The sequence below is a fragment of the Pseudoalteromonas sp. PB2-1 genome (assembly GCF_045040605.1).
Taxonomy (GTDB): domain Bacteria; phylum Pseudomonadota; class Gammaproteobacteria; order Enterobacterales; family Alteromonadaceae; genus Pseudoalteromonas; species Pseudoalteromonas arabiensis.
On the sequence record NZ_CP090667.1, the window covers coordinates 109678 to 124837 of the forward strand.

The window sequence follows — 15160 nt, forward strand, 5'->3', positions numbered from 1 at the left end:
CTCCTACTTAACCGTTACTGTCAATTTAGCAACTGGGTTTAACCATCTGTGTACTGTGTTATCAAGGTCACTAATACCTGCTTCAAGATCATCATCACCTAAGTTACCAGGATGAATATGTACCATTGTGTTGCTTTCACTGCTTGTGACACCACTACCGCCTGTGCCTGCATTTCCGCCTGGTGCGGCAGGAATACCGGGAACGCCCAAAGCCCCTGAGCCTTCAACAACGCGTTCATCATTTGCTTCAGTGCCTGCATCATAGCCATTTAGGTAAATAGTGTAAGTACCTGCTTCGGTAGGTATTTTCCAGCTATTCAAGCCGACAAACCCATCATTTGTTGGCAACAACATGGCTGTTAGAGATAAGTAGTCGTTACCTTCTGTTGTTGTTAGGCTTGCCATTGTCGATGCGGCCGGAGCAAGTAACCCTTCTGCTGGGTTGGCAACCAGATCGCTATTAGCGGCTGTTGCTTCATCAACAAGAGGTGCAATGTTGCCACCTTCAGCCATTGTTTGTAGCGCTGTAGATGCTGGCATTGCGACTTCAAAAAGTGATGTATCACCGCTGTGGGCTGTAATCAGAATAGGTGTAAAATGAACACCTTGAGTGAGGTTTGTTAGTTTGATATCCAGCTCAGCTGCTTGGCTCGTGAAGCTAGAAATTGCTGTTGCAGCTAGCAAAGTTAAAGATAAAGTTTTCATTATTTGTTCCTGTTTTTGACTGTTCAAAAACAGTATCAAATAGCAATATCATAAAAGCCTCACGAAGTTATCACTTTTTTATCACAGTAACGAAGTGGGGTGAAAACAGCGGGTTAAATCGACTCATAGGTATATTAACTAGGCAAATATAACGCTATAGTGAAGGTGATAAAAAATAACAAGGAGTCATAATGGACGATAATCAAAAGGTTGAAGTTATAACGGATAATAAGGACCATCGAACGTGGGCAATGCTATGTCATTTAAGCTCATTTGCTGGATTGTTAATCCCTTTCGGATCTGTCATTGGGCCACTCATTGTCTGGCTTGCCAAAAAGGATGAAATGCCGTTAGTGGCTGAGCATGGCCGTAAGTCATTAAATTTTCAGTTAACGATGATGATTGCATATATCATTAGTTTCTTGTTGATGTTTGTTGTTATCGGCGTCATTTTATTACCTGTCATCGCAATTTTTGCTTTTATTATGGTTGTTGTATCGGCAATCAAAGCCAACGATGGTAAGGAAGTGGATTACCCGCTGAGCATCGAATTTATAAAATAAAACTGAGAAATTAGATATACTAGAAAAGCTCAGCAGTGTTGCTGAGCTTTTCTTTTTTTGGGTATGTATGGCCTATCTTTCGCTTTTTTTTACTGCATTTATTTCAGCAACTTTGTTACCTAGTTCATCAGAGTTGGTAATGACGGCAATGATTGCCAAAGGGGGCTATTCACTTTGGTTGTTATGGCTTAGTGCGACACTCGGTAATGTGCTAGGTAGTTGTGTTAACTATTGGCTTGGCACACAGGTCATGCGTTTTAAAGATCGTAAATGGTTTCCGGTCTCTGAAAAGTCCATTAAAAAAGCTGAAAAACAATTCAATAAATACGGTATTTACAGTTTATTGTTTGCTTGGTTACCTGTGGTGGGCGATCCGCTCACTGTGGTCGGTGGAATTTTTCGCGTTAAGTTTTTAACTTTTCTCGTACTTGTCGCCCTTGGCAAAGGTGCACGCTATTTAGCTGTGCTTGCCTTTGCTGTTGGGCTTGAAAAGTTTTTTTAGTTTTTTTGCCAATCGAGAGTCAGCGATACTGAGTCTGCAAAACGCAGCGCATGTGGCTTATCAACACGAACTTTGGCGTAATGAACACTTTTATGCTGGTGGCAAATAGCTAAAATCTCGGCAACAAGCTTTTCTAGCAATAAGAAGTGACCTTCCTCGACTAACGCGATGACTTCTTTAGTAATGGTCTTGTAGTTAAGTGCTTTATCAACAGCATCAGTTTCACACGCTTGCTCAGCAGGGTAGTGAATTTCAAGGTTAATCACGACATCTTGCTTTTTTTCACGCTCTTCAGGATTAAAACCAATAAAGGTTCTTAGCCTGAGGTTTGTTACATTGATAATTGCATTGGCCATGATTACCCTCTAACTAACTGCAAAAACTCATTACGGGTTTTTGGATCGGCTCTGAAGCTGCCAAGCATAACAGAGGTACGCATGCTTGAGTTTTGTTTTTCAACGCCGCGCATCATCATACACATATGTTTTGCTTCAACAATTACACCAACACCTTTTGCACCTGTGACCTCTTCAACCGCCTTGGCAATTTGATGAGTAAGCTGTTCTTGAATTTGGAAGCGTCGTGCAAACATATCGACAATACGAGCAAATTTAGACAGACCGAGTACTTTGCCATCAGGAATGTAAGCAATGTGACAACGGCCAACAAAGGGCAGTAAGTGGTGTTCACACATTGAGTAAAGCTCAATATCCTGAATTAATACCATGTCGTCAGCATCAGAGGTAAAGACGGCGTTATTGGTAATTTCATCAAGTGTTTGGCGATAACCTTTAGTAAGGTATTCCATCGCTTTTGCTGCGCGTTTCGGCGTATCAAGTAAGCCCTCTCGTTGAGGGTCTTCGCCTACTGCGCTAATTATGTCTTGATAGCTCTTTTTTAAATCATCGTGCATAGATTTCTCAGTAATACGTTATTTTAAATGTCTGCCGCCATCGACAGGTAATGAACGCCCTGTGATGTAGCGGCTGTTAAGTAGTAGCTCGACGCTATTAATAATTTCTGTGCAGCCAGGTTCAATTTCCATTAAAGACTTTTTGATGGTTTTGGCTCGGTATTCTTCACTGTCATGATCATTAAAAATAATGAGTGATGGGGCAATTGCGTTCACTTTAATTGCTGGTGAAAATTTCGCTGAAAATGATTTAGTTAAGTTATCGAGTGCTGCTTTACTTGCTGCATAGGCTAGGTGTTTAGGGCTGCCTTTTTCCACCACGTAATCTGTCATGTGGATGATATCGGCAGCTTGACCTGTATTCTGTTGATAATGAAGCAGTAGATCAGCCGCAGCTAGATTGATTAAGTAAGGGGTTTTAGCATGTATGCGCATCATATTATCGAACAGTGTCGCATAATCTTGGTTATTGGCTTCACAATCCCAACTCGACGCGTTATGAATAATTGCTTTTAGCTGATTAGTATGGCTTTTTAGTTGTTCAATAAAATGTGTAATTGCTGCATCACTGTCAAAGTCAGCATGAATACACGTTGCTCCTTTACCTGCGAGGATATCAATAGCATCGTGGCGAGTGCGGTATGTGACTATGATTGCTTGTCCTTGCGCTAAAAAGTGCTCGGCCAAGGCGAGTCCAATACGTTGGCCTGCGCCAGTAATTAAAATAGGCGATGACATAAACTATGTATAAATCCTTAGATGTCTGATGTGTTGGGCTTTCTATTCAGTGTGAACTGTAACCACTATAAACCAAATTACAGAACTATTTCATCTTTACTGCAATCATGTTGCAAAATTTTTTACGGGTAAAGTTTTAACACCGATCATTTATCATATTGAGAAATGAGGATATTACTAAGGGGGCGATATCAGTGTAGCGTGGAAGAGAGGGCAACTAATTTGCTTATTGCTTTAAATTGCCCTTGGGTATTTTGCCGCTTAAAGCTCGTCATAAATAGTAGGAATTGCTTGGCGCTTATGTTGAGTACGTAAGTAAATAGCGATTAATTTATCTTCTACTTCGCTTGTCACATCTTTGCCTTCTAAAAAGTCATCAATTTGTTCGTAGGTGAGGCCAAGTGCCTCTTCATCTGTTAAACCTGGGCGATCACACTCTAAATCAGCTGTTGGTGCTTTATGAACCAGCAACGACGGGGCTCCTAGCTGCTCAGCAAGCGCTCTTACTTGACGTTTCGAAAGACCAAATAAAGGCGCTAAATCACACGCGCCATCACCAAATTTAGTGTAAAACCCCGTAATGTTTTCAGCACTGTGATCGGTGCCTACAACTAAACCTTGGCTAAAACCGGCAATTTCATATTGTGCCACCATTCGCTGACGCGCTTTCACATTACCTTTAATAAAGTCAATTTTTGCTTGCTCAGGAAGCTCAACGCCGCCACCGACCACAGCTGCCATTGCTTGTTCGTGCATCCCATCAACCGCCGCTTTAATGTTTACAGTCATGCGCTTACTGGGTTTAATAAAATCAACGGCCATTTGTGCTTCGTCTTCATCTGCTTGCACACCGTAAGGTAGGCGCACCGCAATGAATTGGTATTCGTTGGTGTTGTGTTCTTGGTTTAATTCATCAATGGCTAATTGGCATAAACGACCACATGTTGATGAGTCAACACCACCACTAATACCTAAGACAAGCGAACGGGAATGCGCAGCTAAAAGTCGGCTTTTTAGAAAGTTGACGCGGCGCGTAATTTCCGCCTTTACATCAATCGTGGGTTGGACTTTCATTTCTGCCAGAATATCGGCACGCATGGTTGAGCTCCTATTTTCGTTGTGGTTGTTCAGCGTCTTATACATTATGTTACGAGCAACGCTTTTATTAAAGACCTAAATGCGCTTTTATCCCGTTAATTTGTTGCTTAAGTTCTTCGATTTCGGCACGTAATTGTTGAACTTCGCTGTTGCTGGCCTGTTCAGGCTCATGATCAGCTATATCTTTTGCTAAGCTATCTGAGTCAGCAAATAAGTGCATATAACGGCTTTCTCGTTTACCTGGTTCACGGGCTAAACGGATAACATGTTCTTGCTCGATAAGGGCATCAAGGGCGATTTCAACGTCATTCACATTAGAGAACTCGGCGAGGCGATTACTCCGGGTGCGTAACTCGCCAGGGGTCTGCGGCCCTCTTAGCAATAATAAGCAAATAATCGCACGCTGTTGCTCAGTAAACTGTAAGCTGCCAAACTGAGTATTGCAAAAGCGGTGCGCGTATTTGTTTACTCGGCCCGAAAGACCTTCATCAACAGTGACTAAACGTAAATGGGTCAGTTCATCTATGATATTTTGTACATCCGACTCGCTCAGTGATAGAACCGGTTCACGGTTTGATTTTTGATTGCAGGCGTTGGTTAATGCGTTTAAAGAGAGAGGGTAGTGCTCAGGTGTTGTGATTTGCTTTTCAAGTAAGCAACCTATAACGCGTTGTTGGTTTGGTGTTAAGTGCATTGTTTTACTCTCTGTGTTTATGAGGGCTTAGCCACATTTGTAATTTTTTATTTAAAGCATCAAAGTTAAGTGGTTTGGTTAAATAGTCATTCATGCCAGCACTGAGGCAGCGTTCTTTATCGCCTTGCATTGCATTCGCGGTTAAGGCCACGATATTAACGTCTTGATGTGCATCTCCCGCTTCTGATGCTCTAATTGAGCGTGTTGCTTGATAACCATCCATTTCAGGCATCTGGCAGTCCATTAGAACAAGCTCGTAAGGAGCCTCCTCTCTGTTGAGCAAATATGAGATCGCTTCAAGGCCATTTTCTGCGATATCAAAGCTCACTCCAGCTTGTCTCAACAATGCACTTGCCACTATTTGGTTTACTTTATTATCCTCGACTAAAAGTACTTGTGACTCAGTGTCAGAGTGAACTTCTGCTATTTTTGCGTTTATCGGCTCTTTGTTGGTTTGCTGCTGCTCAATGTATTTTTCATTAGCAAGCGAGTTAAATAAGTCCGAAGGAGTGAGGGGTTTAAAAATAATACTCTCCACTTTTAACACGTGTCTTGTTTGCTTTTCAGTTAAACTCATCGGTGCCATTAAAATACGCTTACCACGGCTTGCATTAAAGTGGGTTTGAAACGCTTTTTGTTGAGCATTAGACGCTTTAGTGAATAGATCGTAGTCGATAAAAATAGCATCAAAATGACAGCCAGTTGGTTGTTGTGCACGGGCAAGTAAGCCGTCAATATTATTAATTACTTCTACTTTAGCACCCCATAGCTGTAATTGTTTTTTAGCAATACCACTGCTTAGCTTGCAGTTATCTGCAATGAGTATCAATTTCTTGTCGATAATATGACTCGGCTCGGGTTGTTGTTGTGCATAGTCTAGTTTTACTTTCACAGTAAAATTAAAGGTGCTGCCTTCACCTAGCGCACTTACTACCCCAACATCTCCCTCCATTAGTTGACAGAGTTGCTTCACAATTGCAAGCCCAAGTCCCGTACCGCCATACTGACGAGTTGTTGATGCATCAGCTTGAGTAAAAGAGTCGAACAATGTGGCTTGTTTATCTGCTTTGATGCCAACTCCCGAATCAACTATGGAACAACACAAGAAGGTGTCGTTGTTTGCTTCTTCGTAGCTAGCTATGACGATTATTTCACCGTTGTTAGTAAACTTGACGGCATTTCCTAGTAGGTTATTGATAATTTGACGAATTCGATTTGGATCACTAATGAGAAATTCATGTTTGATATTAGTGGCATCAAGAATCAGCTTGGTGTTGTTTTGTTCAGCTTTGATTGCAAAGGATTCAATGGTATCTCCCAGTAGTTTCGATACATTGAACGATACATTCTCTATGTCTAGTTTGCCGGCTTCGATTTTTGAGAAATCTAAAATATCATTAATGATATGCAGCAAAGATTCAGCTGATGACTGAGCAAGTGCAATGTGATGACTTTGTTGAATATCAAGCTTGCTTTGTTTAATTATATTAAGCATGCCAATCACGCCATTCATTGGGGTTCGGATTTCATGACTCATACTGGCTAAAAATTCGCTTTTGGCTTTTACCGCTTGCTCTGCCGCTTCTTTTGCTTGGACAAGCTGCTGTTCGGTTTCAATTCGTCGTTGACTGGCGTGTAAACTGCCAATGAGTGCCGCCACTGCAATTAAAAAGCTTTCCTCATTTTTGCTCCACTTACGCCGGTGGTGACACATTTCTGCGCAAACTACCCCCATCGTTTTGCTACCTGTGGGAATGATAACAGTTAGCATCGAACGAATATCAAAGTGTTCTAGGTAATCAACAGATAAGTCTTTTGTTAGGGAATCACATTGTGCATCACTTACGCTTATCACAGCATGGTTATTTATGGCGTCAAAATAATTAGGGAAGTCGATTTGCTGTAGAGCAATAGATTCGCTGAATTGGGGGTTGCTTTGGTCGTGTATCGCAAACCTATTAAGTGATTGTCTATCATCACTGAAGAGCCAGATTCCTGCACGGTCAACGCCAAGGGCATGGCAAATTGCTTGCACAATAATATGTTTTGATAGGTTGAGGTTACCTGTTAAAACCGCATCATTAACAGTTAAAGATGCTAAAATTTCATTGTGGAGGGCTATTTTGCTGTTTTCAAGTTCAACACGTTTACGGGCATCTATATCTTGCAAAGAGCCAAACAGTTTCACGCATCGTTGGTTGTGATGTTCAGCTTCGCCATTGACAAGAACCCAAACAGGATTGCCTTCGTACGTCATTATTTGTACTTGTGTTTCAAAGCTCTCGCCATTTTTAATCGCTTTTTCTGTTAGGTGGCGAATTTTGTCTCTGCTGTAGCCTGGTTTGAAGTAATCAAAATTACTGGGCCATTCGGGCTGGCTTGAAAATGGTAGTTTAAAAATCAATTTGGTCATTTCTGACCAATATACTGTTTTAGTTTCGAGATTAAAGGACCAAGCCCCTATTTTTGCTAAACCGCTCATGGTCTCGAGCATGCGCTCGTTTCTATATTGGCGCTCAAGCATTTTCAGTAAAAAAACAGATGCACCTGCAAATAAAGCACAAATTAGAATAATCGCCAGCCGTAATGGCCAAATAGAAGAATTAGCAGGCTGCCAGCCTTGTTTAGGTGTGGCGTACATTTGCCACTGACCGCCTGAGAATGAAATGCTAAAGCTGAGTGGATTAGTCTCTAGAATCTGTTCATTACCATAAAAAAACTCGCCATCAAGCCCTTTACCATTTCGTCCTTGTAGCGCGAGTTCATATTCATTACTAAGCGAAGTGAGCCCTGCGTTTTGATACACTTTATTTATATCTAAAACGACAGACAGTAGACCCCAAAATTGATTGTTTGGCTGGGTAAATACGGGCACTCGAGCAATGAGCGCTTGGCCGCCTTGTACCAGTTCAAGAGGACCTGCCATAATAATTTTATTTTCGTCCCGTGCTTTTATGGCATCTGAGCGTTGAGCTTTATTTTTTAAAAAATTTAACCCAATTGCCTTTTCGTTTCCCTCCATCGGGTAAGTCATTTTTATAACCATATCGGGTGCACCGCCGATGTTTCTGAGCTCAGAGGAGGTTTCAAATAGTGGTGTTGCGATTTGTGAGAAGCGGGCTTGGTTAAGATTAGGCTCTGCAGCCACTGCAACCGCAAGACCTCGTACGAGTTGAATGTTTGACACCAATATTGATTCCAACTCAGCGCGGTAAGTACTTATTTTCGCAAGCTCTTGTGAGCGGTAGGCGTCTTTCTCTCGCGTATAGTTGATATGGTCAATGACTAGACCGATTAGGATAATTAAACCTAAAGAAAGCCAGAAGGTGAGCTTTAGTTTTTTTAGCTTTTTATTATCATTTTCAGTAGCGAGTGGCATGAGAGGTATCGGTTTTTATACTATCTACCTACTATAGACAATTTCTGTCGTAAATAAAAATGAAGCACACAATCGTAAAACTAAATTTAATTATTTGTATCGAAACACTATTTTTTCATAAAACACTGGTTACTATAGGCTTATAACTCCTTCGGAAGCGTATTTAATATGTTTAAAATAATTAAATGGTTGTTGATGAGTCTACTCGTCGTTGCGTTATTGGCTACGGGGCTTATTTATGGCGCGTTGAACTTAAGCTTGCCCGCTCTGGATGGCAAGGGAAAAAGTACAGCAATTGAACAATCCGTTAAAATCGAACGAGATGTGCTAGGTCAAGCTGTGATTCATGCACAAAGTCGTTTAGATGCGGCATATGCGCTTGGCTTTGCTCATGGACAAGATCGCTTTTTTCAAATGGATTTATTGCGTCGAAATGCAGCCGGAGAGTTAAGTGAATTATTTGGCAAAGCCGCGCTGGAACTTGATAAAACAATGCGCTTTCATCAGTTGAGAAAACGAAGCCAAATTTTACTCGAGCAATTACCTTCGTCAGATCGAGCACTATTGGCAACATATGCAAAAGGTGTGAATGAGGGACACGCACAAACGGGCTTTGATAGTTTTGAATATTTACTAACAGCTGCTACAGCGAAACCATGGCAAAGTGAAGACAGCCTACTTACTATTTTTAGTATGTATTTGGATTTGCAAACTGCGACTTTTGAACGAGATAAAACCTTAATTCAAATAGAGCAGCTATTTGGTAAAGAGATGGTTGCTTTTATTACGCAACCTAGCCTGTATCAAGCAGCTCTCGATAACAGTCAGCTAGCTCCTTACAATCACTCGATTCCTTCCTTATCAGCACCTTTGAGTATGATCACGCATATTGAAGATACTAAGGAGTTAGGCAGTAATAATTGGGCTGTTACGGGGGATTTAACGCAAACAGGTGCTGGGATGTTATCTGATGATATGCATTTGTCGTTTGCGGTGCCGATTATTTGGTATAGAGCGCAGTTAAATTACCCTTTAAATGGCCAGATGCAACAAATAACAGGCGTTTCGCTACCTGGTGCCCCTGCAATTGTGGTTGGCACGAACAATAAAGTCGCTTGGGGTTTTACCAATGGCTACTTGGATACAGCAGATTGGATTGCACTCGACGGGCGCGACAAAACATGGCAGATAGATGAAGCGATTTTACTTAATGATGGCAGTAGTGAAAACTATACGCTGACCATGAGTGAGTATGGTCCGGTAAAAAATATAAACGGTAAGCCTTATGCGCTAAGTTGGGTGGCACATCATGATTATGCGGTTAATATGGACCTAATAAAGCTTGAGCAAGCAAATAACGTTGATGATGCGTTAGCGCTTGCAGCGGATGTTGGTATTCCTGTACAAAATCTAATGGTTGTAGATGATAGTGGGAGTGCAGCTTGGAAGAACATGGGGGCGATTCCTGCACGCAAGGTCCCTAACGAACTTGCTGTCTCAGAGCAAAATTACCCAGTAGGGTGGCACGAAAATGAAACTGAGCGACCCTATGTTAAGGACCCTGCAAGTGGTCGACTTTGGACGGGGAACTCACGTGTTGTTTCGGCTGAAGATAATAAACGCTTTGGTAATGGTGCTTATGCAATGGGCGCACGTTCGGCTCAGATCCGCGACCGTTTATTTGAAAAGCAGCAATTCACAGAGAGCGATTTTTATCAGTTGCAGCATGATAATGAAGCTCGCTTTTTAACAAAATGGCATAACCTACTTGTAAAGCAACTTGAAAGTAGACCCAATGAGTATAAAGCTTCCCTAACAGAGTTAAACAATTGGCAAGCATGTGCATGTGCAGATTCGATTGGTTATACGTTAGTGAAGTACTACCGTGATGAAGTGATTAATGGCCTCTTCAGCCCACTGGAAAATGAACTGCAAACGTATGATGGCAGCTTAAAGCACGTGAAGCGAGATCTTGAGCCTGCAGTTTGGCAGCTAATAAATACTCAACCGAAAGGTTGGCTAAACCCTGATTATGCTGATTGGTCTGAGCAAATGCGAGCAGCATTTGATCGCGCCCTTGATAAGCTGACCACTCAATATGGACAGAACATGCAAAATTGGCAGTGGGGAAGCGTGAATAAGCTCGTTATTGAGCATCCATTTGCAAAACAAATTCCCATACTCAAAAAGTTGCTCAACATGCCAGCGGCTCCAGGGTTTGGTGATACCTTCATGCCAGCAGTACAAGGGCGTAGTTTTGGTGCCTCACAACGATTTATTGTACAGCCAGGACACTTAGATAAAGCTATAATGGCAATTCCTGGTGGTCAATCTGGGCATCCGCTGTCTGAGTTCTATCGTGCGGGATTTGATGACTATGTTAACGAAGGTCTCACCCCTCTTATGCCACAGAGCATTATGCATAGTATTACGATAGATGCGGTTAATTGACCGCATCAGTATCATCCAGTTGTAAACAGAATGCTTTTACAACCGTGGTAGTATTTCTTCCTGCATCTTTACTGTCATAGAGTGCTGCATCAGCTTGCTGCAACATGCGCTCTAAAGATGCAAGGGGTTGCCATTCAATTAAGCCAAAACTCATTGTCACCGATAAGTTTGGTAGCTCTTGGTGAGCGTCTAATGTCGCAATATGTTCACGCAAGGCTTCGATTTTTTGTAACCCGTGATACTCATCGGTATTATCGAGTAAGAGCAAAAACTCCTCACCACCCCAGCGTACAGCTATATCTGTTTCATTTAAGAATTCACCTATTGCTTGTGCAATATTGACTAAAATCGCATCGCCTTTGTCATGGCCATAGGTATCGTTAATTTGTTTAAAGTGATCGATATCAGCCATAACAAGGCACAGGCTTTGATCTGTTTCGATGCTTTTTTTGTAAGTTGCTAAAATTAATTTTTTAGCAAAGCGACGATTATAAAGTTTGGTGAGTGGGTCTCGTGATGCCATTTCGGTTAATTCAACACGCTGTGAAAGCGTAATCTCTCTGATCAGCCCAATAGCGTAAACCATAGGCAAACCAGCAATAATAATATTTGTTAAATGTACACAAGGAATAAGCTGTGGGTAGGTATATTGATAAGGTACATGGTTGAAAAAATGTATAAAAGAGCAAAGGTAGTGATCATCAATAAGCTGTATAGTGCAGCGCGTTTTAGTGATAATTGGTAGTCAATCATCAAAATACAGGAGATAGTCCACAAATAAAATTGAAACCCTAAATCGAGCCCTAGTAGTGGCGCATACCACAACAGCATGAATAAGTACTTCTAAACAAAATACTCTCAATGCTAAAGAGGTCAACCCTTGTTTTATTAGAAAGATACCGCTGCCCCACGCAACGACACTAAGAATATTGACTAAAGCTAAAGTAATAGCGCCCACATGGGCAAAAAGTGGAATGAGCAACGCATGCACTATTAGTGCGAAATATGCGATTTTAGAAATGATTAAAAACTTTACTTGTTCTATTTCTTCTAAACCTGACTGCTTTGATTGTTTTAGTAAATGTTTTATCAAATGAACCTCATACAAGCAGGCGCTTAAACGCAAAGTATAGATGAAAATAGCCTAGCTGATGAATAAATCACCAATATCACCTTCACTCATTAATAAGTTTATTGTGGGTCGATTTAATTAAACGCATATTCATACGCTGTTTATTATGCTGATACTTGGCATAGTGTGTAATTGATGCCACTCTAAAAGAGCTATTTTAAACGTGCTACCGTATAGTTTGCTTTGTGTTTCCTGTTATGCCCTAAAGGAGTATGTATGTCGGCTGAAAAAACGCATCTAGAGATTTGTAATTTAACCAAAGAGCAGTATCCACAAATCAAAGTTCTGATGGATCAAGCTTACCCAGGCTTAGGTGGAGCGTGGCCAAGCCACACCATTTTTCGTTTAATTGACCAATTCCCTGAAGGTCAAATTGGCATTGTTGATGACGGTGTGCTTGTGGGTATCGCTTTGAGTGTACAAGTAGATTACGCTCGTTTTTCTAACCCGCATACTTACGAAGATATTGTTGATGGCCACGACCGTGTTTTTAGCGACTCAGAAGGCGATGCTTTATATGGTCTAGATGTTGTTATCTCGTCAACCCACCGCGGTATGCGCTTAGGCAGGCGTTTATACGATGCGCGAAAAGAATTATGCCGTCAGTATAACTTACGTGCGATTTTGGCGGGTGGGCGCATTCCACGTTATTACAATCATAGCTCTGAAATGTCACCTATGGAGTACATCGAAAAAGTGGATCATAAAGAGCTTTACGATCCGATTTTAAGTTTTCAACTTTCTAACGATTTCCAAGTAAAACGCTTACTTAAAAAATATCTACCAGAAGACCAAGAGTCAGTGGGTTATGCCACGTTGTTAGAGTGGAATAACATCATGTTTGAACCTACAGATACTGTGCTTGAATCAACCAAATCTATAGTGCGTGTAGGTGCTGTGCAGTGGCAAATGCGCTGCGTCGACTCAGTTGAGGAGTTACTTAAGCAAGTTGAGTATTTTGTCGATACGGTGTCTGACTATAAAAGCGACTTTATTTTATTTCCGGAATTTTTCAATGCGCCGTTAATGGGGCTCACCGAGCAATGCAATCAAACTGAGGCAATTCGTTATTTAGCCGAATACACTGAAACGTTCCGTGATGCGATGTCGCGCATGGCGGTTGAATACAATGCCAATATTATTACCGGCTCAATGCCGCTGGCAGAAGGCGATAAGATTTATAACGTTAGTTACTTATGTCATCGAAGCGGTAAAATTGATGAGCAGCGCAAAATACATATCACGCCTCATGAGCAAAATGACTGGGTGATCCAAGGGGGTGACAAGATTGCCGTATTTGAAACGGATGCGGGCCGTGTCGGTATTCAAATTTGTTACGATGTTGAGTTTCCTGAGCTGTCACGAATTTTGGCTAAACAAGGGCTAGATATCTTATTTGTACCTTTCTGGACAGATACTAAAAACAGCTACTTACGTGTTCGTCACTGTGCGCAAGCACGCGCAATCGAAAATGAATGTTATGTTGTAATTGCAGGCTCTGTTGGTAATCTACCTGAGGTAGAGAGCTTAGACGTACAGTACTCGCAATCGGCGGTGCTTACTCCTTCTGATTTCTCATTCCCCCATGATGCGACCTTGAACGAAGCAACACCGAATACCGAAATGCTGTTATTCAGTGATTTAGATATGGATAAACTGAAAATCCTGCACAGTGAAGGTACCGTTAGAAACTTAAAAGACCGCCGTGAAGATTTATATGACGTGATCTTGAAAAAGCGAGATCAATAATGGCGTGGTTGTATTTAATTGTCGCAGGTCTGTTAGAAATTGGCTGGCCTGTTGGCCTTAAGATGTCTCAAGAATCAGAGAGTCGCTGGTTAGGCATTGCTATTGCTGTCGTCTTTATGGTCGCCAGTGGCTTTATGTTGTGGTTGGCACAAAAAGATATTCCGATGGGGACATCCTATGCAGTATGGACAGGTATAGGCGCTGCAGGCACCTTCTTGGTGGGTATTTTATTTTACGGTGATGCCGCCACATTTGGCCGTATTGCCGGAGTACTGTTGATTATCAGTGGTGTGATAACACTAAAAATTAGTCATTAAAAAAGCGGCATAGCCGCTTTTTTAATGACTAGAAATGCACCTAATTGGGTAGCATCACCAAAATGGCAGCCAAGGCAATTAATACTAGACCCGCCGTGTCTTGGCGTTTTAACGGCTGTTTTAACCAAAGAATCGATACCAAAATGGTAAAGAACACTTCAACTTGCCCGAGTGTTTTTACATAAGCAACATGCTGCAGGCTCATGGCGCTAAACCAACCGATTGAACCTAAACAGCTACAAACACTGACAGCGGTAGTAGTGCCTTTATGCTGCCACATTTTCTTAAATGTATCGGGCTCTTTGAGTGCAATATAAGCGCATAGCATTAGCGTTTGTAAGCTGATTATCAGTACCAGTACCCATGCGGCTGAGTGCGGGAAAGTCAGTCCTGAATTTAAACTTGCTTCACGGATCCATGATGATGAAAGAGCAAATGAAGTTCCGCAAGCAAGCCCAAGGAGTGCAGTGCCCAAATTAAAGTGTTTAACATTCGCGATGCCACTTAATAGCAATACGGCGATTGCACCAATAAATACACCCACCCAGCCTAGCAATGACAGTGCGGAGCCAAAAAACATAACCCCTAAAATAGCCGCCATCAGTGCTTCACTTTTGGCAAGCCCAGCACCGACTGCAAAGTTATTCATTTTAAATAGTTTTACCATCAAACCTGTGGCAACAATTTGGACGATACTGGCACCAATAATGTAGCCAATAAAAGCCAGGTTAAAGTCTGGTAGTGCGGCGTCTTGGTATTGATAAAGTGCAAATAAATACAGGGCAGCAATTGGGCTGGCAACAATAAAACGAGCAAGCGTCACCCCTGCTACACTCACTGTTGCACTGAGTTTACTTTGCAGCGCATTGCGCCACGACTGCATAAATGCCGCAAAAATGGTTAAGAAAATCCAAGTCAT

General features: G+C 41.7%; 15 protein-coding genes. 5 read left to right on the forward strand and 10 right to left on the reverse strand.

The window, feature by feature from the left end:
• Positions 1 to 3: 3 nt before the first annotated feature.
• Entirely contained in the window at positions 4 to 705 is a 702-nt protein-coding gene (locus tag L0Z67_RS00555; protein ID WP_237128301.1) for a spondin domain-containing protein, read from the reverse strand.
• Positions 706 to 896: 191 nt separating this feature from the next.
• Here L0Z67_RS00555 and L0Z67_RS00560 point away from each other — a divergent pair, with 191 nt between their 5' ends.
• Both L0Z67_RS00560 and L0Z67_RS00565 read left to right on the forward strand, forming a co-directional pair.
• A complete protein-coding gene (locus L0Z67_RS00560; protein WP_062569457.1) occupies positions 897 to 1268 on the forward strand; it encodes a DUF4870 domain-containing protein in 372 nt (123 codons plus the stop codon).
• A gap of 67 nt (positions 1269 to 1335) precedes the next feature.
• Positions 1336 to 1770 carry a YqaA family protein gene (locus L0Z67_RS00565; RefSeq protein WP_062569458.1) on the forward strand — a complete coding sequence of 145 codons (435 nt, stop codon included), beginning with the start codon at positions 1336 to 1338 and terminating at the stop codon, positions 1768 to 1770.
• On the opposite strand, the gene folX is transcribed toward L0Z67_RS00565, so the two are convergent.
• From folX to L0Z67_RS00595, 6 genes are all read right to left on the reverse strand, one after another.
• A complete protein-coding gene (gene folX / locus L0Z67_RS00570) occupies positions 1767 to 2126 on the reverse strand; it encodes a dihydroneopterin triphosphate 2'-epimerase (protein WP_062569459.1) in 360 nt (119 codons plus the stop codon). The genes L0Z67_RS00565 and folX overlap by 4 nt on opposite strands.
• A gap of 2 nt (positions 2127 to 2128) precedes the next feature.
• A complete protein-coding gene (folE, locus tag L0Z67_RS00575; protein WP_062569460.1) occupies positions 2129 to 2683 on the reverse strand; it encodes a GTP cyclohydrolase I FolE in 555 nt (184 codons plus the stop codon).
• Between the two features lie 18 nt (positions 2684 to 2701).
• A complete protein-coding gene (gene folM / locus L0Z67_RS00580; protein ID WP_062569461.1) occupies positions 2702 to 3421 on the reverse strand; it encodes a dihydromonapterin reductase in 720 nt (239 codons plus the stop codon).
• 261 nt (positions 3422 to 3682) lie between these two features.
• Positions 3683 to 4519: an ammonia-dependent NAD(+) synthetase gene (gene nadE, locus L0Z67_RS00585; RefSeq protein WP_062569462.1), complete on the reverse strand. Its 837-nt coding sequence runs from the start codon at positions 4517 to 4519 to the stop codon at positions 3683 to 3685.
• Positions 4520 to 4586: 67 nt separating this feature from the next.
• Positions 4587 to 5213 carry a DUF480 domain-containing protein gene (locus L0Z67_RS00590; RefSeq protein ID WP_237128302.1) on the reverse strand — a complete coding sequence of 209 codons (627 nt, stop codon included), beginning with the start codon at positions 5211 to 5213 and terminating at the stop codon, positions 4587 to 4589.
• Positions 5214 to 5217: 4 nt separating this feature from the next.
• A complete protein-coding gene (locus L0Z67_RS00595) occupies positions 5218 to 8592 on the reverse strand; it encodes a response regulator (protein WP_405128347.1) in 3375 nt (1124 codons plus the stop codon).
• Between the two features lie 168 nt (positions 8593 to 8760).
• On the opposite strand from L0Z67_RS00595, the gene L0Z67_RS00600 reads away from it, so the two are divergent.
• Positions 8761 to 11043: a penicillin acylase family protein gene (locus L0Z67_RS00600; protein ID WP_405128348.1), complete on the forward strand. Its 2283-nt coding sequence runs from the start codon at positions 8761 to 8763 to the stop codon at positions 11041 to 11043.
• Here L0Z67_RS00600 and L0Z67_RS00605 read toward each other — a convergent pair.
• Positions 11036 to 11629, reverse strand: coding sequence for a GGDEF domain-containing protein (locus L0Z67_RS00605; protein ID WP_405128349.1), 594 nt, complete (start codon positions 11627 to 11629; stop codon positions 11036 to 11038). The genes L0Z67_RS00600 and L0Z67_RS00605 overlap by 8 nt on opposite strands.
• 159 nt (positions 11630 to 11788) lie before the next feature.
• Positions 11789 to 12136 carry a hypothetical protein gene (locus L0Z67_RS00610; RefSeq protein ID WP_405128350.1) on the reverse strand — a complete coding sequence of 116 codons (348 nt, stop codon included), beginning with the start codon at positions 12134 to 12136 and terminating at the stop codon, positions 11789 to 11791.
• Between the two features lie 255 nt (positions 12137 to 12391).
• Between L0Z67_RS00610 and L0Z67_RS00615 the strand changes: the two genes are divergently transcribed.
• Complete coding sequence (locus L0Z67_RS00615) at positions 12392 to 13924, forward strand: carbon-nitrogen hydrolase family protein (protein ID WP_062569466.1); 1533 nt, start codon at positions 12392 to 12394, stop codon at positions 13922 to 13924.
• Positions 13924 to 14241, forward strand: a complete 318-nt coding sequence (locus tag L0Z67_RS00620; protein ID WP_062569467.1) for a multidrug efflux SMR transporter — start codon at positions 13924 to 13926, stop codon at positions 14239 to 14241. The genes L0Z67_RS00615 and L0Z67_RS00620 overlap by 1 nt, the downstream gene beginning before the upstream one ends.
• Before the next feature lie 40 nt (positions 14242 to 14281).
• Here L0Z67_RS00620 and L0Z67_RS00625 read toward each other — a convergent pair whose 3' ends face one another.
• Positions 14282 to 15160, reverse strand: a complete 879-nt coding sequence (locus L0Z67_RS00625) for a multidrug transporter (protein WP_405128351.1) — start codon at positions 15158 to 15160, stop codon at positions 14282 to 14284.

What these genes read in the sequence shown, in the direction of transcription:
- L0Z67_RS00620 (WP_062569467.1), top strand. Translation starts at nt 13,924, where the DNA reads ATGGCGTGGTTGTATTTAATTGTCGCAGGTCTGTTAGAAATTGGCTGG.
- L0Z67_RS00600 (WP_405128348.1), top strand. Translation starts at nt 8,761, where the DNA reads ATGTTTAAAATAATTAAATGGTTGTTGATGAGTCTACTCGTCGTTGCG.
- L0Z67_RS00590 (WP_237128302.1), bottom strand. Translation starts at nt 5,213, where the DNA reads ATGCACTTAACACCAAACCAACAACGCGTTATAGGTTGCTTACTTGAA.
- L0Z67_RS00560 (WP_062569457.1), top strand. Translation starts at nt 897, where the DNA reads ATGGACGATAATCAAAAGGTTGAAGTTATAACGGATAATAAGGACCAT.
- nadE (WP_062569462.1), bottom strand. Translation starts at nt 4,519, where the DNA reads ATGCGTGCCGATATTCTGGCAGAAATGAAAGTCCAACCCACGATTGAT.
- L0Z67_RS00595 (WP_405128347.1), bottom strand. Translation starts at nt 8,592, where the DNA reads ATGCCACTCGCTACTGAAAATGATAATAAAAAGCTAAAAAAACTAAAG.
- folM (WP_062569461.1), bottom strand. Translation starts at nt 3,421, where the DNA reads ATGTCATCGCCTATTTTAATTACTGGCGCAGGCCAACGTATTGGACTC.
- folX (WP_062569459.1), bottom strand. Translation starts at nt 2,126, where the DNA reads ATGGCCAATGCAATTATCAATGTAACAAACCTCAGGCTAAGAACCTTT.
- L0Z67_RS00605 (WP_405128349.1), bottom strand. Translation starts at nt 11,629, where the DNA reads ATGGTTTACGCTATTGGGCTGATCAGAGAGATTACGCTTTCACAGCGT.
- L0Z67_RS00615 (WP_062569466.1), top strand. Translation starts at nt 12,392, where the DNA reads ATGTCGGCTGAAAAAACGCATCTAGAGATTTGTAATTTAACCAAAGAG.
- L0Z67_RS00625 (WP_405128351.1), bottom strand. Translation starts at nt 15,160, where the DNA reads ATGACTTGGATTTTCTTAACCATTTTTGCGGCATTTATGCAGTCGTGG.
- folE (WP_062569460.1), bottom strand. Translation starts at nt 2,683, where the DNA reads ATGCACGATGATTTAAAAAAGAGCTATCAAGACATAATTAGCGCAGTA.
- L0Z67_RS00565 (WP_062569458.1), top strand. Translation starts at nt 1,336, where the DNA reads ATGGCCTATCTTTCGCTTTTTTTTACTGCATTTATTTCAGCAACTTTG.
- L0Z67_RS00555 (WP_237128301.1), bottom strand. Translation starts at nt 705, where the DNA reads ATGAAAACTTTATCTTTAACTTTGCTAGCTGCAACAGCAATTTCTAGC.